Origin of the sequence: Citrobacter sp. Cb031, from assembly GCF_030336725.1 — a bacterium.
GTDB lineage: Bacteria > Pseudomonadota > Gammaproteobacteria > Enterobacterales > Enterobacteriaceae > Citrobacter > Citrobacter braakii.
Genome location: NZ_JAOWDA010000034.1, coordinates 941444 through 960427 on the forward strand (window position 1 = coordinate 941444; position 18984 = coordinate 960427).

At 51.9% G+C, this 18984-nt stretch carries 19 protein-coding genes; 9 read left to right on the forward strand and 10 right to left on the reverse strand.

Features of this window, described 5'->3' with window-relative positions:
- Positions 1-91: 91 nt before the first annotated feature.
- The 5 genes from OGV93_RS21100 (at position 92) to OGV93_RS21120 (ending at position 5762) form a co-directional block, all read left to right on the forward strand.
- A complete protein-coding gene (locus OGV93_RS21100) occupies positions 92-3031 on the forward strand; it encodes a RecE family exodeoxyribonuclease (RefSeq protein ID WP_047415381.1) in 2940 nt (979 codons plus the stop codon).
- A gap of 8 nt (positions 3032-3039) precedes the next feature.
- The gene (locus OGV93_RS21105; protein WP_373365587.1) at positions 3040-4089 is read left to right on the forward strand and encodes a RecT family recombinase; all 1050 of its coding nucleotides are present in this window, start codon (positions 3040-3042) and stop codon (positions 4087-4089) included.
- A gap of 39 nt (positions 4090-4128) precedes the next feature.
- The gene (locus OGV93_RS21110) at positions 4129-4371 is read left to right on the forward strand and encodes a DUF4060 family protein (RefSeq protein WP_047415379.1); all 243 of its coding nucleotides are present in this window, start codon (positions 4129-4131) and stop codon (positions 4369-4371) included.
- Positions 4372-4435: 64 nt separating this feature from the next.
- The gene (locus tag OGV93_RS21115) at positions 4436-4708 is read left to right on the forward strand and encodes an excisionase (RefSeq protein WP_072034353.1); all 273 of its coding nucleotides are present in this window, start codon (positions 4436-4438) and stop codon (positions 4706-4708) included.
- A complete protein-coding gene (locus OGV93_RS21120) occupies positions 4677-5762 on the forward strand; it encodes a tyrosine-type recombinase/integrase (RefSeq protein WP_047415377.1) in 1086 nt (361 codons plus the stop codon). Before OGV93_RS21115 ends, OGV93_RS21120 begins: the two co-directional genes overlap by 32 nt.
- A gap of 336 nt (positions 5763-6098) precedes the next feature.
- On the opposite strand, the gene OGV93_RS21125 is transcribed toward OGV93_RS21120, so the two are convergent.
- From OGV93_RS21125 to yobA, 3 genes are read right to left on the reverse strand one after another with little or no spacing between them, the layout of a single operon-like run.
- Positions 6099-6437: a YebY family protein gene (locus tag OGV93_RS21125; protein ID WP_003833793.1), complete on the reverse strand. Its 339-nt coding sequence runs from the start codon at positions 6435-6437 to the stop codon at positions 6099-6101.
- Positions 6438-6457: 20 nt separating this feature from the next.
- A complete protein-coding gene (gene copD / locus OGV93_RS21130) occupies positions 6458-7330 on the reverse strand; it encodes a copper homeostasis membrane protein CopD (protein WP_200084222.1) in 873 nt (290 codons plus the stop codon).
- 3 nt (positions 7331-7333) lie between these two features.
- Entirely contained in the window at positions 7334-7708 is a 375-nt protein-coding gene (gene yobA, locus OGV93_RS21135; RefSeq protein WP_016152775.1) for a CopC domain-containing protein YobA, read from the reverse strand.
- A gap of 143 nt (positions 7709-7851) precedes the next feature.
- On the opposite strand from yobA, the gene OGV93_RS21140 reads away from it, so the two are divergent.
- From OGV93_RS21140 to exoX, 3 genes are all read left to right on the forward strand, one after another.
- Positions 7852-8082 (forward strand): DNA polymerase III subunit theta, encoded by a 231-nt coding sequence (locus tag OGV93_RS21140; protein ID WP_103928106.1) that lies wholly within the window; start codon positions 7852-7854, stop codon positions 8080-8082.
- Positions 8083-8188: 106 nt separating this feature from the next.
- On the forward strand, positions 8189-8845 hold the full coding sequence (locus OGV93_RS21145; protein ID WP_016156222.1) for a carbon-nitrogen hydrolase family protein: 657 nt from the start codon (positions 8189-8191) through the stop codon (positions 8843-8845).
- Positions 8846-8868: 23 nt separating this feature from the next.
- Positions 8869-9531, forward strand: a complete 663-nt coding sequence (gene exoX, locus OGV93_RS21150) for an exodeoxyribonuclease X (protein WP_049040232.1) — start codon at positions 8869-8871, stop codon at positions 9529-9531.
- Here exoX and ptrB read toward each other — a convergent pair.
- The 4 genes from ptrB to yebG all read right to left on the reverse strand — a co-directional run bounded on the left by ptrB (position 9513) and on the right by yebG (position 13201).
- The gene (ptrB, locus tag OGV93_RS21155; RefSeq protein ID WP_200084223.1) at positions 9513-11588 is read right to left on the reverse strand and encodes an oligopeptidase B; all 2076 of its coding nucleotides are present in this window, start codon (positions 11586-11588) and stop codon (positions 9513-9515) included. The genes exoX and ptrB overlap by 19 nt on opposite strands.
- Positions 11589-11674: 86 nt before the next feature.
- A complete protein-coding gene (locus tag OGV93_RS21160; RefSeq protein WP_016156220.1) occupies positions 11675-12334 on the reverse strand; it encodes a tellurite resistance TerB family protein in 660 nt (219 codons plus the stop codon).
- A gap of 101 nt (positions 12335-12435) precedes the next feature.
- Entirely contained in the window at positions 12436-12789 is a 354-nt protein-coding gene (yebF, locus tag OGV93_RS21165) for a protein YebF (RefSeq protein WP_094761903.1), read from the reverse strand.
- Between the two features lie 121 nt (positions 12790-12910).
- Positions 12911-13201, reverse strand: a complete 291-nt coding sequence (gene yebG, locus OGV93_RS21170) for a DNA damage-inducible protein YebG (RefSeq protein ID WP_003833810.1) — start codon at positions 13199-13201, stop codon at positions 12911-12913.
- Between the two features lie 132 nt (positions 13202-13333).
- On the opposite strand from yebG, the gene purT reads away from it, so the two are divergent.
- On the forward strand, positions 13334-14512 hold the full coding sequence (purT, locus tag OGV93_RS21175; protein WP_047501996.1) for a formate-dependent phosphoribosylglycinamide formyltransferase: 1179 nt from the start codon (positions 13334-13336) through the stop codon (positions 14510-14512).
- A gap of 66 nt (positions 14513-14578) precedes the next feature.
- Here the strand turns inward: purT and kdgA are convergent, their stop codons facing one another.
- From kdgA to zwf, 3 genes are all read right to left on the reverse strand, one after another.
- Positions 14579-15220, reverse strand: coding sequence for a bifunctional 4-hydroxy-2-oxoglutarate aldolase/2-dehydro-3-deoxy-phosphogluconate aldolase (gene kdgA, locus OGV93_RS21180; protein WP_016152768.1), 642 nt, complete (start codon positions 15218-15220; stop codon positions 14579-14581).
- Positions 15221-15254: 34 nt separating this feature from the next.
- A complete protein-coding gene (gene edd / locus OGV93_RS21185) occupies positions 15255-17066 on the reverse strand; it encodes a phosphogluconate dehydratase (RefSeq protein ID WP_049271196.1) in 1812 nt (603 codons plus the stop codon).
- Between the two features lie 232 nt (positions 17067-17298).
- Positions 17299-18774, reverse strand: a complete 1476-nt coding sequence (gene zwf / locus OGV93_RS21190) for a glucose-6-phosphate dehydrogenase (protein ID WP_003034896.1) — start codon at positions 18772-18774, stop codon at positions 17299-17301.
- Between the last annotated feature and the right edge of the window lie 210 nt (positions 18775-18984).

Consider the following 18984-nt stretch of genomic DNA (forward strand, 5'->3'; position numbering starts at 1 on the left):
GTCCAACCGACCAAAGCGTACCGGACATAACAACCTGATATATCGGGGTGCTTTAAGGCACCTCCATTCTACACGAATCGAGGATAAAGTGATGAGTGGAACTAATCCTGTATTTTTAGTCCGCAGAGCAAAAAAACAATCCGGTAATAAAGATGCGGTGCTCTGGTGCAGCGATGATTTTGAGGCTGCAAATGCAACGCTGGATTATTTGTTGATTAAAACCGGCGCAAAGCTGAAAGATTATTTTAAAGCTGTTGCCACTAATTTCCCTGTCGTTAACGAGTTGCCCCCAGAAGGCGAACTCAGCTTAACGTTTTGTGATTTCTACCGCCTCAGCGACGACAACATGACATGGGAACAAATCCCCGGCGTTACGTTGCCCTCTTCTGATGCTGCCGCCGAAGCACGTCAGCATATCGTTAACGGCGTGGATACCAAAACCGGCGAAATCCTCGGGGAAAACGCAGGTGCTGTTGACAGCAAGAGCACAGGTAATACTTCGACGCCTGCTCTCACTGTTATCGCCACCATGCCTTTCCGTCATCGAGTTCTGGCTCAGTTCATTGGTGTTGGTGAGTATCTCTATCACGTCGATGCCGCGCAGAAAAAAGAAATCGTTGGCCTCGAAATGGATACTGATGAATCGTACATCCAGAATCTGCTGCTGGCCGCTGAAAACGTTGAAGACTTTAAAAAAGCCATCGAGCACGATATTCATAAAGCAGTCAATGCTGTTAAAAAAGCATTCCCTGTCGATGGAAAAATCCCTGAACTCGCGACCTTAATTCAGTTTTTGAAATTGTGGTTCGCTACAGATCATATTGACCGCGGTATCCTTGTTCGCGAATGGGCTGCAGGTAATCGCATCAGTAGCGTGCAGCGTACTGATTCCGGCACCAATGCCGACGGCGGTTACGTCACTGACCGTGGACCTGATGCACACCACACCCTTGACACTCTCGATTTAGAGATTGCCTGTGCCCTTCTGCCTATGGACTTCAACCACTTCGAGATCCCGGGCAGCATTCTTCGTCGCGCTAAAGAAATCGTGACCAAAAAAGAAGAACCGTGGAAATCATGGAGCAGCATTCTGCGCAATCAGCCTGGCGTTCTTGGCGTTAACCGCACGGCTATTTTTAATCTGGTACGTATCGCGCCGGAAAATATTCATCTCACTCCTGTCGCTCACCTGGAATTTGTTAACCAGACCATGACAGCCGCGTTCAATTCCGCGGTCGAGTTATTGCCATTGCATGAAGCCGAACCCGCAACACAGGGAATTCTCCAACCTGAAAGTAAGGAGCCTCCGCGCAAATCCTTCTGCACTCACGAAGAGAACCTGCAACGCGTGCGTGAAGAAGGAGCACGTCGCCGCGCAGAGGAAGCGACAGCACAACCGCAGAAAGTCGAACAAGAACTGGTTAAAAATGTCGGCAACGGAATATTCGACGTTACGGCTTTGCTTCAGAATTCAGCAACTCATGGCACGAAAAAGGCTACGGAGACCACCAGCGATGTGCAGGTTCAAGAAACTGTCAGTGATGAAAAACAGGCTGGTGATGAAGTGCAGTCAGGCGAAAGCAGTCTGGAAACTGGTGAAGAGTCACATACCAGCCAGCAGGCCGATGTAAACCAGAATACGGATTCTGTCGCCCAAAATAGCGATTCTGTAAACCAGACTGAACCAGTTTTGGCGCAAACCGAGCCAGAAGCGCAATCTGACGAACCAGCTGTTGTTTACCCTGCTTACTTCGAGCCAGGCCGCTATGAAGGTCTGCCGAACGAGGTTTATCACGCGGCCAACGGTATCAGCTCTACCCAGGTGAAAGACGCACGTGTTTCGCTGATGTACTTCAATGCGCGCCACGTAGATAAAACCATTATCAAAGAACGCTCTTCTGTACTGGATATGGGTAACCTGGTGCATGCACTGGCGTTGCAGCCAGAGCAGCTCGATGAAGAATTTAGCGTTGAACCCATAATTCCGGAAGGCGCATTTACCACCACGGCAACGATCCGCGCGTTTATTGATGAGTACAACGCCAGCCTGCCAGCGCAACTGAGTGCAGACGACATCAAAGCTTTGTTAGAGGAATACAACGCCACTTTGCCTGCACAGGTGCCGCTGGGTGGTTCAGCCGAGGAAACCGGCCAGAGCTATATGTCGCTGCCCGAAGAGTACCAGCGTATCGAAGCGGATCAGAAACAGACCGCTGCGGCGATGAAAGCCTGCATCAAGGAATACAACGCCACTCTGCCTGCACAGGTGAAAACCAGTGGTAGCCGCGATGCATTACTCGAGCAGTTGGCAATCATCAATCCTGACCTTGTTGCACAGGAAGTGCAAAAGCAGGCGCCGCTTAAAGTGTCCGGTACCAAAGCAGATCTGATTCAGGCCGTGAAGTCTGTTAATCCGGACGCCGTCTTCGCCGACGAGCTGTTGGATGCGTGGCGCGAGAATCCGCATGGGAAAGTGCAGGTCACCCGCCAGCAACTGAGCACTGCACTGAGCATTCAGAAAGCCCTGCTCCAGCACCCGACCGCGGGCAAGCTACTGACACACCCGAGCCGCGCAGTAGAAGTCAGCTACTTTGGCTTCGACGACGAAACCGGTCTGGAAGTCCGTGTGCGCCCGGATCTGGAAATCGACCTTGACGGGATGCGCATCGGCGCCGACCTGAAAACCATCAGCATGTGGAACATTAAGCAGGAAGGCCTGCGCGCCAAGTTGCACCGCGAAATCATCGACCGTGACTACCACCTGAGCGCGGCAATGTATTGCGAGACCGCAGCACTGGACCAGTTCTTCTGGATTTTCGTCAACAAAGACGAGAACTACCACTGGATTGCCATCATCGAGGCCTCCGCCGAACTGCTGGAACTGGGCATGCTCGAGTACCGCAAGGCGATGCGCGCTATCGCTACCGGCTTTGACACTGGCGAATGGCCAGCGCCGATCACCGCTGATTACACCGACGAACTGAACGACTTCGACCTGCGCCGCCTTGAAGCGCTGCGCACTCAGGCATAAGGGGAATGATGATGGAAAAGACCAACGTTGCAGTTGTTGAACATAACGAACCGAACACGATGAATAACACATCCCTGCTTCTGAATATCGACGTCATGGATCGCATGATGAAGCTAGCAGAGGTGATGTCTCAGGGCGTAGCGACAGTACCGAAACATCTACAGGGAAGACCTTCTGATTGCCTGGCAATAATAATGCAGGCCGCTCGTTGGGGTATGGACCCATTTGTTGTAGGACAGAAAACACACCTAGTTAACGGGGCTCTGGGTTATGAAGCACAGCTTTACAACGCTTTAATCACCAGCTCCAAAGTTGTACACGGGCGCTTTAAATACGAGTACGGCGGCGAGTGGGAAAAAATTGTTGGCAAAAATGACGGGCGTGATGAATCAGGTTTGTTTGTTCGTGTCGGAGCAGTCCTTCGAGGCGAGACAGAGGTGACCTGGGGAGAGCCAATTTACCTTGCTGATATTACTACGCGAAATTCCCCTTTGTGGAAAACCGCACCTAAACAGCAAATAGGTTATTTGGCCGTCAAGTATTGGGCGAGGACTTACTGCCCTGAAGTCACAATGGGTGTTTATGACAGAGAAGATCTGGAACAACGAACAGAGCGCGAAATTAACCCTGCACCAATACAACGAATGAGCGCTGCTGAAATAGCAGGTGACACCGTCACAACCACGCAGAGCGCGCAGGAGTCGTCGGTAAATATCGACTCACTGGCTGATGATTTCCGCGAGCGTATAGATGCCGCACAGGATGTTGATAGCGCCAAAGCGCTGCGCGCTGATATCGAAAGCGCGAAGGTTACGCTGGGTTCAGCCCTGTTCACTGAGCTGAAGAACAAGGCGGTGAAACGTTATTACCTGGTTGATTCACGTAACAAGGTTGAGGCAGCGATCAACTCCCTACCGTCTCCGGACGAACCGGATGCAGCTGAACGGTTTGGGGAAGTTGAGCGAGTTCTTGCAACGGTGAAACGTCATCTAGGCGACGAGCTGCACGATCAGTTCAGCATCACCCTGGCGGATATGAAACCGGAATACGTGGCCTAAGGGAGGCGGGAGGCTTCGCCCTCCCACTGAGGAGATGTAATGCGACTGATTAACCGAGCCAATCAGCAATCCCCATTAGCGCGTCAGGCATGCGACATAGCACTGGCCACTCATGCAGAACGTTACGGCGACTATGGCCGCAGCAAGATGAAAGAGACGTACACGGTGAGAGTTGAAGGCGTAAAAGTCTGGGTTGAGGTAGTTAACCGTAAGGCGAGCTACGTGGCCACGGCAATGACAGGTATGCGCCGGTTGCGCGCGCTGCCAGGTCAGGTGAGTTGATAACGATATTTCATTAACAGTTTTCCGGCAGCTCTATAATAAGTTGCCGGAAGCCGGAGGTAGTATGGCCAAGCTTCTTAATCTGCTGGAATGGGCGAATTCAACTTATTCAACCCCTCCGTCTCTTTCAACACTTCGCCGCTGGGCGCGGGAGGGGCGCATTTTCCCTGCCCCGGAGCTTCACGGCAAAGAATATAAGGTTCAGCCTGACGCCATCTATGTGGATCCGAGCAAAAAGAACCTTCGTCACAAAGCAAAACACCTAGCGCTGCCAACTGGCGGCACTCTACTGGAGAGACTGACTCATGGCGAAAAGGCCAGTTCGTTACGACGCTAACCTGCCCCGTAACCTGACCTATCGTAAAAGAGACAGGCTTTATAGCTGGCGAAACCCGATTACCGGTCAAGAGTTATCTCTTGGCCGGATCGACAGAAAGGACGCCATTTCTCAGGCCATCGAAGCCAATAACTACATCGAACAGAATTACCTTCCGTCAGCGCTGCTGGACCGCATAAAGGAAACACCCACATTTACGGTGAAAGCGTGGCTTGAGCGTTACGAAGTAATTCTTGAGCGAAGAGAATTGAAGCCCAACACGATGAAGGTCAGGCGTAACCAGATCGCCACTATCAGTGATGAATTCGGACGTATGCCGCTATCTGCTGTCAGCACGAAGGACGTATCTTCTTTTCTTGAGAGTTACATACTCTGTGACAAGAAGAGCATGGCCTCCGGACTGCGTTCGGTGTTGTTGGATATTTTCAGGGAAGCGATTGTCGAAGGGCATATTGAAAGGAACCCGGCAGAGCCGACAAGAACGCCGACACCAAAAGTGAAGCGTGAGCGTCTTTTGCTTGAACAGTTTGAGATAATAAGAGATGCCGCAACAACCCATTCCGAATGGGCTGCAAATGCATGTGACCTTGCACTTGTCACCGGACAAAGAAGAGAGGACGTATCGTTGTTCAGATTCAGCGATATCAGGGATGGAAGGTTGTTTGTCACGCAGGAAAAGACAGGTCACAAATTGGCGTTGCCACTTGATTTGCGACTGGACTCTGCTGATTTGGTACTGCAGGATGTTATCGACCGTTGTCGTAAAAACAACCCGTCAGACTTCATGATTTATTCTTCGGTAAGGCGTGGCGGTAGGAAGCCAGGTCCGTTAACTCCGGACGGAATCACTCAAGCGTTTTCCGATATCAGGGATTCTACAGAGTTAAAGTTTGGCCCCAACCCTCCTCCGTTCCATGAAATCAGGAGTTTGGCGAGTAGACTCTATGAAAGGGAGCGCGGAGAGGATTTCGCACAGAGGCTGCTGGGGCATAAAAATTTAACAATGACCAAAAAATACCTGGACGCACGTGGTGCAGAATATGTTATGGTTTAGACAGGATATGGAAATTTCGAGTAATTTTCGTGGGATTTCGTGAAAGCACCGAAAAAACCCAACGAAAACAAGAATATAAAAAGAGACCGAATACGATTCCTGTATTCGGTCCAGGGAAATGGCTCTTGGGAGAGAGCCGTGCGCTAAAAGTTGGCATTAATGCAGGCTAAGTTACCCTGCCATTTAAGAATAGATGACAGCGCCAGGTTTTCCAGTCCGCGACTAAAGTGGCCTGAAAAAAAGGACGATTGTCACACATCCAAACGTAAAAACCGCAAGTTCTCCTGAGCGAGCCTTGCGGTTTTTTATTGGAAATCAGAACGCTGCATCTGACAATTAGCAGAGCTTTTCTGCACGCTCCACAAACGGTGCGAGGCTCATTTTTTCGCCCGGTTTCGCCGGGTCGTCAATCTGGATAATCTCGATCGGCTTCGCCGTAGTTTTCCCACTCTCTACCTGCTGTCTGGCAACATCATTCAATGGGTATTGCACCAGCGTACTGGGATTGATGACATACAGCGCGTTACCTGGACGGCAGGTCAGCATCACCTCTTCCCGATTAAACGCCCACTTATCTTTGCCAACCTCAAAACGGCTGACGGTGATGACCTGTGGCGCAGCCAGCGCGGCCCCTGAACTTGCCAGTAGTAATAACGAGATAATGATTTTTTTCATGCGTTTTGCCAATCCATCAATCAGAAAGGTTCGAGGGTTGCAAACAGGCTGACAATCGCCAGCACAACGGCCCCAATTCCCCATTCCAGCTTAGTCATCCAAACAAAATAGAGTGCCATACTGCGGTTATCCTGCCGCATGCGTGGTACCAGAACATACCGATTCACCAGCGCAATCGCTACCATTAGCATCACCAGAGCACCTTTTAACAAAAGCAGTTGCCCGTAAGCCATGTGCCAGGGAACAGAAAAACCGACAATAAACAGCGCATTCATGATACCGGTAAGTAAAACTCCGATAACGAAAAGATGCCCGTAGCGGGAGAAACGCATCATAGTATTGATGGCCTGTTCCCGCCAGCGGCCTTGCGCCATTTGCATACAGTAAAGTACGGGCAGCAAACCGCCGAACCAGGCGGCAGCGCATACCAAATGCAAGGCGTGGTTAACCTGCTGGATTGCACCAGCGATACCGCTATGCAGCGTCGCGTGTCCGACGCCAGCCAGCAAAATAAACTGCGCAATCGTCAGCATTAACAGCAGTCGCGGCATGCTGCGCGGTACTATAATTACCACCACCAGCGTGACCAGTGCGAGGATAATCTGCCATAACCACACGCCGCCAAACTGCGTTTGCAACACGGCGCCCCATATGTCACCAGAGATAACATCCCGCCAGCCTGAGCCCATTAAACCACCCTGGATCGCCAGCATCAGCGTCGCGCTAATAAAGCTCCACGCTGCGGCATGTCGTTGTAGACGCAAAAAACGACGCATCATTAAACGACGAACCGAAACGGGAGCCAGCCATGCGCCGTAGAGCGCACAGCCAAACACCAGCATCAACGTGGTAAAATGGATAAACCGTAGTGCAACCCAGGTAAATTCCAGCATCGGTTATTTCACGCTAAAGGTATATTGCCCCTTTGTCTTATGGCCATCCACGGAGACGACGTGCCAGTCGACAGTATATTTTCCGGCCTCAAGCGTTTGAGCAAGCGGAATAATCAGTTGTGTTTTGTCCTGTTCACTGCGCGATGCCTTACCCGTTTTGATCTGTTCTTTGTTTGGGCCTGTCAGCGTTGCGCCGCTGAATCCCGGCTCGACACCTTCAGAGAAATTCAGCGTCAACGCCTGAGGAGATACCGCAACATCGGCATTAGCCGCCGGGCTTTGTTTTGTCAGGTGAGCATGAGCCAGGGCGGCGGGAGTTGCCAGAAGGCTGGCGAGTACGATGAGAGCGTTGCGAAGCTTAGATGCAGATGAAGCCATTTCAACTATTCCTTTTTGTTATGTCTAATCTATAGAGAATAACCTTCTACAATGATCGAGTCGAGAATCATCATTTCGGTCTTGCCATTAATGCACACTCTTAGTAACTTTGCGCGCCGAAAGACAGAGAAAAGGAGAAGCCCATGAACATCAATCTGGCCAAACTTGAGCAAGCTGAAATGGATAAGGTCAATGTTGACCTGGCCGCGGCGGGTGTCGCATTTAAGGAGCGATACAACATGCCGGTTGTTGCCGAAGTCGTTGAGCGTGAACAGCCCGAACATTTACGCGACTGGTTTCGGGAAAGACTGTTCGCGCACCGTCTGGCATCCGTTTCCCTTTCACGTTTACCCTACGAGCCTAAAGTTAAATAAAACTTATATTACGTTACGATTCCTTACATGATGCCTGCTACAGTATAAGTATATTCTTAATCTATACTTTAAAGATGGTTGTAGACACTATGAAAAGGAAATCATTATGTCACACTGGAAAATCGCAGCAGCACAGTACGAACCTCTTCAGACCTCAGTTACCGAACATGTCGCGCATCACCTGCAATTCATTCAGGCAGCCGCTCAATGCCAATGTGAATTGCTGGTTTTCCCCTCCCTTTCCCTGTTGGGTTGTGTTGATGAGAATGACGCGCTCCCTGCCCCACCCGATGAAGCGTTGTTAGAACCTCTCGCGCATGCTGCCGTGACTTATCGCATGACGATTATTGCGGGGCTATCGGTAGAACATAACAATCGGTTCGTAAAAGGTATCGCGCTTTTCTCTCCCTGGATGACCTCCCCCTTAACGTTTCACCAGAGCCACGGGGCCTGTATCGCCAGACAGCAAAATGCCATCAGCGTTGTGGATAGCCAGCCGGAAGGTATCGATATCGACCCGGCGTACTCGCTATTCACTAGCAGTCAGTCTGTCAGTGAGCCCGAATTGCTCTCCTCCACATCTCGTCTACAGAGTTTCTCGCATAAATTTGCCATCGCGGTATTAATGGCCAATGCGCGTGGCAGCAGCGCGTTATGGGATGAGCAAGGTCGATTGATTGTTCGCGCAGACAGCGGTTCCTTACTCTTAACCGGTCAACGCACGCCACGGGGTTGGCAAGGTGATATCATTCCTTTACGCTAATCGTTTTGGGTCAGGAGCATGGCATGTTGCGCATAATAGATACAGAAACCTGTGGTCTGCAGGGAGGCATTGTTGAGATTGCTTCTGTCGATGTGGTTGACGGAAAAATAGTCAATCCCATGAGCCACCTGGTGCGTCCTGACCGCCCCATCAGCCCTCAGGCGATGGCAATTCATCGCATTACGGAAGCGATGGTGGCCGATAAGCCGTGGATTGAAGATGTCATCCCCCAATATTACGGCAGCGAATGGTACGTGGCGCACAATGCAAGTTTTGATCGCCGCGTATTACCCGACATGCCCGGGGAGTGGATTTGCACCATGAAACTCTCCCGTCGTTTGTGGCCAGGAATCAAATACAGCAACATGGCGCTGTATAAATCCCGCAAGCTGAGCGTGCAGACGCCAGCTGGCCTGCATCATCACCGTGCCCTGTACGACTGCTACATCACCGCGGCACTGCTGATCGACATCATACAGACGTCAGGCTGGTCAGCAGAACAGATGGTCGATATTACCGGCCGTCCTGCGTTACTTACTACTTTCACTTTCGGCAAGTATCGCGGAAAACCTGTATCAGAAGTGGCTGAACGCGATCCGGGCTATCTGCGCTGGTTATTTAATAACCTCGACAGTATGAGCCCGGAGCTGCGCTTAACGCTAAAGCACTATCTGGATAACCCATGAGCAGATGCCTGCCCAGGCAGTGTCCCCTGCGCCAGTCCGATCAAAAACGCGTATTCCAGGGCCACGCCTTCGTATGATTTAAAACGCCCGGATTTTCCGCCATGCCCGGAATCCATATCCGTGCAGAGTAACAGCAGATGATCGTCCGTTTTCAGCTCGCGCAGTTTTGCCACCCATTTTGCCGGTTCCCAGTATTGCACCTGGGAGTCGTGTAATCCCGTCGTAACCAGCAGATGAGGATAAGCTTGCGCTGTAACATTGTCATACGGGCTGTAGCTTTTCATGTAGGTGTAATACTCTTCGTCCTGCGGATTCCCCCACTCTTCAAACTCACCGGTCGTCAGGGGAATGGACTCATCCAGCATCGTGGTCACCACATCGACAAAAGGCACTTGCGCAATGACGCCATGGAAGAGTTCCGGGCGCTCATTAATGGCAACACCCATTAACATTCCTCCGGCGCTTCCCCCCATGCCGTAACACAGCGAAGGCGCGCCATAACCCATTTTTAGCAGCGCGTCGCAGACGTCAAGGTAGTCATTGAAGGTATTTTTCTTGAGCAGAAACTTACCGTCTTCGTACCACTGCTGTCCTAACTCGCCGCCGCCACGCACATGAGCAATGGCATAAACAAAGCCGCGATCCAGTAAGCTCAAGCGGCTGCTGCTGAAATCGGCGTCCATGCTGGCGCCATACGAACCATAGCCGTAGACCAGTAACGGGTTTTTCCCTTTCAGGAAATACTTTTGATGGTAAACCAGCGAAACCGGAACCTCGGTGCCATCACGCGCGGTGATCCAGACGTGTTCGCTACGGTAGTTCGCCGCATCAAATCCTGGGACCTCCGTCTGTTTGAGTACGCGACGCTCTCCGGTGTCCATATCCAGTTCAAACAGCGTGTCCGGTGTGGTCATGGAGGAATAGCCATAACGCAGGCGCGATGTCTCAGGTTCTGGATTATAGGCAAGCCATGTCACATACGCCGGATCATCAAAAGCGATACCGACCACTTCGCGCGTTTTACGATTAATCTGTCGCAGGCTGGTTAAGCCCCGCTGACGCTCTTCCACCACCAGCCAGTCTGTGAACAGCGTAAAGCCCTCCAACATGACGCTGTCGCGCGGCGGGATCAGCGTCTCCCAGGCTTGTTCATCACGCACACGGGTACGGTACAGGCCGAAGTTTTTACCCTGACGGTTGGAACGCAGATAAAACGTATGCTGATAGTGATCGAGGCTGTACTCGTGATCTTTACGTCGCGCTAAAAAGACTAACGGCTCGGCATCCGCCAGTTCTGCGTCAAGCAGCAAAACCTCACTGGTGGTCGCGCTGGCGATATGAATAACCACATAATGTAACGAGGTGGTTTTATGCAGACTGACATAAAACATGTCATCGGCTTCTTCATACACCAGCTCATCCAGTGATGACGGCGAGCCGACGGTATGTCGCCACACTTGATACGGGAGCAGCGTCGTTGCGTGTTTGCGCACATAATAGAAGGTTTGCGAGTCATTCGCCCAGACCAGATCCGCTTCAACGTTTTCCAGCACTTCCGGATACCAGTTGCCGCTTTGCAGATTGCGAAAACGCACGCCATATTGCCGACGAGAGAGATAATCTTCGGCCAACGCCATGATGGTGTTATCCGGAGATATCGCCAGTCCCCCCAGCGTATAAAACTCACTGTGGGCCGCGCGCTGGTTACCATCCAGCAAGGTGTCCCATTCATCCCACTCTTCACTGAAGGCAGACTGACGTTGATAAATGGCATATTCGCACCCCGGTTCATAAATATGCCGGTAGCGATAACCATTCTTCACATAGGGGGCGGAAGCATCCTGAGGCGGGATACGGTCGATAATCTCTTTCAGGACGCGATCCTGCAATGCTTGCTGCGAGGCCATAATCTGGCGGCCATACGCATTTTCTTGTTGCAGATAATCCAGCACTTCTGGCTGCGAGCGGGTGTCATCTCGCAGCCAGTAAAAATTATCAACGCGGGTATCGCCATGATTCGTCATGGCGTGGGGGATACGAGAAGCTTTTGGTAGCATGTCATTGTTCTTTTGCTTAAACATCCTATAAGGGTGGCAAAAGACAGCAATGATGCAAGCGAAACATGCGCCTTAACGGTAAGTAATTAACCTGGTAAAGCCTGTTTTTGTTCCTTGAGATCCTGTTCAATGCCTTCACGAACATCCTGCGGGATCTTCAACGCATCGCCCAGCGCGTTCAGATAGCTACGCTCCATAAAGTGGTCGATATCAATCGCCGCACAGCTCAGGAAGTATATTTCCAGCGCCTCTTCTTCGTTGCGGATCCCTTGTGCCAGGCGCTGAGGATCTAACGGTTGTTCAATGGCGCGTTCGATCAGAACACGGCCCTGCTCTTCCACGCCTGCTTCACGAAGTTGCTGCTCAATGGCGGTACGTTCTTTGGCATCAATATGACCATCGCTTTTCGCCGCAAAAACCAGCGCCAGGATCAGTCGTTCGGTTCGCTCATCCAGCGGCGAGCTTTGTGCACCGAACTGCGGCTCACCCTGATGCGCCGCGCGAACCTTATCCTTGTATTTGTTCCATAACACGGTACCGGCAACCGCACCGCCGCCCACCAGAAGCGCGCTGGTGCCGTATTTACTCAGTAACTTACGTGAAGATTTGTTGGCAACCAGTAATCCTGCCAGACCGCCTAACGCGCCGGGAACCAGAAGTTTACTCAGCCCTTGCTCACCAGAAGATGACGCGGAAGATCCTTTTTGCCCAAGAAGAGATTGAAGTTGATTCAGCCAGTTAGCCATGTTGCCCCTCAAGTACAGACGAATAATCATCAAAGCGTACCCGAGGGGATGTCAGGAAGTGTTCAGGTCATCAAAAGAAGTGCAAATACCTTCTACCTTCGTTACTGCGACTGATACTCCGCCGTTCCGGCTTTGCAGTCGACTTTTACCTGGTAGTGAATATCCGCGCTTTTACCGCGAACCGTGAGGGGAACTGACCATTTCCCATCTTTGCCCGTAATATCGGGCGTGTTGACCCAGGCGACAGGATCGGCTTGCCCGACGCGTTTTTGATCGTCAGCCCAGCGCGCGATGCGATTTTGCTGATAATCACGTTTCACGCTCGCCGCGATACCGTCAGCATTCAGTCCTTCGCACTTGGGGAACTGAACATTCTTGCTTTCCATATTTGCCGCAAATACAGATACGCTGGCAGATAACAACAGCAGGCTCAGCAACGCTCTTTTTTTATACATTCTTTTCTCCTTAATCTCCCCTTCGTCCTTCAGGTTGCCTGTTGCAACGTGAAAAGACGTCAGGGATTGCACAATGATTCAGGGAAAAGCATGGTACAAAACGTCAGGAGCGCAAGTCGTTTCAGGCAGCCTGAGTATCATCCTCAGCGTGCGCATCGTTTTCGACCGCCTGCGGAGAGGGCAGCTTGCCGTTTTTCAGAATGGCGCTCAGCACATCTTTCTGCTCAGCCAGCCACAGGGAAAGCGCTTCGCGCTGCTCGTCTTCGAGCGCTACCGGCGATTGCTCCAGCCATGTGTCGAGCAAATCTGCTGTATCAAGCATTTTGTCATACGCATCGGCTTCCTTTTTGCTGGTAAACGACATTTTTTCCTCACCTTCCCGAATGACTACGTATTTAACTTCAACCGCCATTTTTGCAGCCTCTTAAATTACCTGTATTTATGTACAGTATATTCTTTTTGCGCCTTGAAATCAACCTGGTAATAAAGACAGACGCAAACGTTTTCGTATATACTGCGCCCAGATAAAACAGGGGATTAATTTATGACGTTATTAGGCACAGCGCTGCGTCCCGCAGCAACGCGAGTGATGTTATTAGGTTCAGGTGAACTGGGTAAAGAGGTGGCGATTGAATGCCAACGCCTGGGTGTGGAAGTCATTGCCGTGGATCGTTACCCCGACGCGCCAGCCATGCACGTTGCCCATCGCTCATACGTAATCAACATGCTGGATGGCGATGCTTTACGCCAGCTCGTCGAGCGTGAAAAACCACATTATATCGTGCCGGAAATAGAGGCGATTGCCACGGATATGCTGGTAAAACTGGAACAGGACGGTCAAAACATCGTGCCGTGCGCCCGGGCGACGCAGTTGACCATGAACCGCGAAGGAATCCGTCGTCTCGCCGCCGAAGAATTATCTCTACCGACCTCTTCTTACCGCTTTGCTGACAGCGAAGCCCGATTTCGCGAGGCCGTTGCCGAAATCGGCTATCCCTGCATCGTGAAGCCGGTAATGAGTTCCTCCGGTAAGGGACAGAGCTTTATTCGTTCCGCCGATCGACTCACTGAAGCCTGGAATTATGCTCAACAAGGCGGCCGAGCAGGTGCCGGACGCGTTATCGTCGAAGGCGTAGTGAATTTTGATTTTGAAATCACCCTGCTTACCGTCAGCGCCGTTGATGGCGTACATTTCTGCGCACCGGTAGGACATCGTCAGGAAGATGGCGATTATCGCGAATCCTGGCAGCCGCAGCAGATGAGTGAACTGGCGCTGGCTCGAGCGCAGGAGATTGCCCGTAAGGTGGTGCTGGCGCTGGGCGGCCACGGTCTGTTTGGGGTAGAGCTATTTGTCTGCGGGGATGAGGTCATTTTCAGCGAAGTTTCCCCTCGCCCTCACGACACGGGTATGGTGACCTTGATTTCGCAGGATCTGTCTGAGTTTGCCCTGCATGTACGCGCATTTCTCGGTCTGCCGGTTGGCGCAATCCGTCAGTATGGGCCTTCTGCTTCCGCCGTTATTCTGCCGCAGCTTACCAGCCAGAATGTCACGTTTGATAACGTACAGGCCGCTGTGGGCACAGGTATGCAAGTCAGATTCTTCGGCAAGCCAGACATCGACGGGAGCCGTCGTATGGGCGTTGTGCTGGCAACAGCGCAGAGTATTGAAGACGCGGTGACACGCGCGAAAGACGCGGCGGCACAGGTGAAAGTCGCAGGATAAAAAACGGGCCAGATGGCCCGTTTCAGACTCGCAGGCCCGGTAATGATTACCGGGCATTTTGCGTTATTACAGCTTCGCGCCTTCTACTGCTTCACGAGCCAGCTTGGTAATGCGTGCGTAATCGCCAGCTTCCAGGGCATCTGCCGGAACCAGCCAGGAACCACCGATGCACAGCACACTTTTCAGTGCCAGGTAATCACGGTAGTTCGCCGGCGAAATACCGCCGGTTGGGCAGAAACGGACCTGAGAGAACGGACCCGCAATTGCCTGCAGCGCTTTAGTACCGCCGTTGGCTTCCGCCGGGAAGAATTTGAACTCTTTCAAACCGTAGTCCATACCCAGCATCAGTTCAGACACGGTGCTGATGCCTGGGATCAGCGGAATAGTGCCTTCAGTTGCAGCTTTCAGCAGCGGCTCGGTCAGGCCCGGGCTGATAGCAAACTGAGCACCCGCTTCAGTGACTTCAGCCAGTTGTTGTGGATTCAGTACGGTACCCGCACCCACGATAGCGTCGGGAACTTCTTTTGCGATCGCGCGAATGGCATCCATCGCACATGCGGTACGTAAGGTCACTTCCAGAACGCGCACGCCCCCTGCAACCAGCGCTTTTGCCATTGGCACCGCGTGTTCCAGTTTATTAACCACGATAACCGGTACAACCGGGCCAGTGGTCAGGATTGCTTCTGCACTTGTCTTCCAGTTTTTCATCAGAGTTTTCTCTCGCCTGATTACAAAATAAGTCTTAAAAAGTGATACAGGTTGCGCCCTGCTCCGCACCGGACAGCTTTTCACGCAACGCGCTGAACATTTCACGTCCCGTACCCACGCGCGATGCGCTGAGATCAGGAATGTGTGGCTGACGGGAGGCAAGTTCCTCTTCATCCACCAGCAGCGTCAATTCACCTGTCTGTCCATTCACACGAATGATGTCGCCATCGCGTACTTTTGCCAGCAGCCCGCCATCATAGGCTTCCGGGGTTACATGGATTGCTGAAGGCACTTTACCTGAAGCACCTGAAAGTCGTCCATCGGTAACTAACGCAATTTTGAAACAACGGTCCAATAATACACCAAGTGGCGGCATGAGTTTATGTAATTCTGGCATTCCGTTCGCTTTTGGTCCCTGATGGCGCACAACCACCACGCAATCCCGATCAAGCAGACCCGCATCGAACGCGGGTAACACATCATGCTGACTTTCAAAGACGACTGCCGGCGCTTCAATAATCTGGTTTTCTACCGGTACCGCCGACGTTTTCATCACCGCACGCCCGAGGTTACCGCTCAGCACTTTGGTGCCACCGTGGTGGGAGAATGGTTGGTCAAAGGTGGCGATCACGTTGCTGTCCAGAGACTTCGCTGCCCCTTCGCGCCAGTCCAGTTCACCCTCGTTAAGCCACGGTTCCATGGTGTAGCGGGATAAACCGAATCCGGCAACGGTGTTCACATCTTCATGTAGCAGACCCGCATTGAGCAGTTCACGCATTAACACCGGCACGCCACCCGCCGCCTGGAAGTGGTTAATATCTGCCGGACCATTCGGGTACAGACGCGCCATCAGCGGCACGATATCGGACAGATCGGAGAAATCATCCCAGTTAATCAGAATCCCGGCCGCACGCGCCATAGCCACCAGGTGCATCGTATGGTTGGTAGAGCCCCCGGTCGCCAGCAGCGCCACAATACCGTTCACTACCACTTTTTCATCGATCATTTTACCGATCGGCATCCATTCATTGCCATTGCCGGTCAGGCGTGTTACCTGACGGGCTGCAGCCGCGGTCAGCGCTTCACGCAGCGGCGCATCAGGATGTACAAATGAGGAGCCAGGCAGTTGCATACCCATAAACTCCACTACCATCTGGTTAGTGTTCGCTGTGCCGTAGAACGTACAGGTACCCGGAGCGTGATAAGACGCCGCTTCGGATTCAAGAAGCGCCATGCGATCGACTTTACCTTCAGCATACAGCTGACGGATACGCACTTTTTCTTTGTTCGCCAGACCGCTCGCCATCGGACCGGAAGGAATAAAGATTGACGGCAGATGACCAAATGACAGCGCAGCCATTACCAGGCCCGGGACAATTTTGTCGCACACGCCGAGGAACAACGCGCCGTCGAACATGTTGTGGGAAAGGCCCACTGCAGCAGACATCGCAATCACTTCACGACTGAGCAGAGAAAGCTCCATCCCATCTTGTCCCTGGGTCACACCGTCGCACATTGCAGGTACACCGCCAGCAACCTGGCCTACTGCATTGGCTTCATGCAGTGCTTTACGAATGATGGCCGGATAGTGTTCATACGGCTGATGCGCGGAAAGCATGTCGTTATAGGAGGTAATGATCGCGATATTGTTACGCAGCATGCTTTTCAGCGAGGCCTTATCGTCCGGCTGACACGCAGCAAAACCATGCGCCAGGTTACCGCATGCCAGTTGCGAGCGATGAACGGTAGTTGATTTCGCTTGTTCAATACGGGCGAGGTAGGCGGAACGTGTGTCACGAGAACGTTCGACGATACGTTGTGTTACGCGTAACAAATTCGGATTCATAGAGGCTCCTAAAATTTATCTGTCAGAGCGTTGGATCAACAATGTGTTTCAGTTGGGTAAAAACAGCTGAATCGCTTGTTGGCCGTAGCTCAGGGGCAAAATCGTTTCAGGCAGTGTAATAAAAAAAGCCCCGCGGGTGAATCCACGCGGAGCTTAAAAGTGCAAAAATTATTCTACAATCTGTGTTAGATCATGTTACCGGTAAAATAACACCTATGGGCTAGATGATATTTTACTCGAATTCGTTCCAGGAACGACCATCTCGGGTAATCATCGCCACAGAAGCAACCGGGCCCCAGGTTCCTGCCTGATACGGCTTCGGCGCGTCGTTGTCCATCGCCCAGGCTTCGGTAATTGAGTCGACCCACTTCCATGCTTCCTCAACTTCATCACGACGCACAAACAGCGCCTGAATTCCGCGCATTGTTTCGAGCAGCAGGCGCTCATAGGCGTCGGCAAGGTGCGTCTGGTTGAAGGTTTCGGAATAGCTCAGATCAAGCTTGGTAATTTGCAGATTATGCTTGTGATCCAGACCCGGCACTTTGTTCAGTACCTGGATATCGACACCTTCATCAGGCTGCAAACGGATGGTCAACTTGTTCTGCGGCAGATCCTGCCAGGATTCTCTGAACAGATTCAGCTCAGGCGTTTTGAAGTAAACCACCACTTCAGAGCACTTCGTCGGTAAACGTTTACCGGTACGCAGGTAGAACGGAACTCCCGCCCAGCGCCAGTTATCGATATCCACACGGATCGCCACAAACGTTTCCGTGTTGCTGCTCTTGTTTGCGCCTTCTTCTTCCAGATACCCCGGCACTTTTTTGCCCTGGGCAAAACCCGCGGTGTACTGACCGCGAACCGTTTTTTCACGTACGTTCGAACGATCGATACGACGCAGCGATTTCAGTACCTTCACTTTTTCATCACGAATGCTGTCGGCGCTCAGATCGGACGGCGGAGACATCGCAATCATGCACAGGATCTGCAGCAGGTGGTTCTGAATCATGTCGCGCATTTGACCTGCCTGGTCAAAATAGCCCCAGCGGCCTTCAATACCCACTTCTTCCGCCACGGTAATTTCTACGTGATCGATAGTGCGGTTATCCCAGTTGTTCACAAACAGGGAGTTGGCAAAACGCAGTGCCAGCAGGTTCAGGACCGTCTCTTTGCCAAGATAGTGGTCGATACGATAAACCTGACACTCTTCGAAATACTCGCCGACCTGATCGTTGATTTCACGGGATGTTGCCAGCGATGTACCCAGCGGTTTTTCCATCACAACACGGGCTGGTTTAGCATTCAGCTTTGCTTCACCCAAGCCTTTGCAGATCGCGCCAAAGGTGCTTGGCGGCATCGCGAAATAGTTAATGGTGGTACGTGATTTTTGATCCAGCATTTCGCCCAGACGGCTAAACGCGGCGGTGTCATTGACGTCCAGATTACAAAACTCCAGACGACCGCTGAGAGTCTCCCACAAACCTTCGTCGATTTTTTCTTTCATGAAGGTTTCGAGCGCTTCACGCACAACCTTGGTATAGGCTGCTTTGTCCCAGTCGGCACGCCCTACCCCAATGATACGGGTTTCCGGGTTAATCTGGCCGGCCTTTTCCAGTTGATACAGGGAAGGCAGCAATTTCCGCCGCGCCAGGTCGCCCTTCGCGCCGAAAATGACCAGATCACATGCCTGGGCTGTTTGCGTTACCGCCATGTCATTCTCCTCAATTAAGTGCCTGGTGCTTTTGCCAGACACTGGTTGTAATTTTATTACAGTGCACTGTACTGCTTTTACGTGAATCCGGAAACCGTAAACGCTTATCCAGCCGTGCTGTTACCGCGAACAGTCGCTTTATGGGCGTTTGCCGTCGCAAATTGGACAAAAAAGTCGTCTTTTTTCGTACCCCTGAAGACGTAAGAAAAC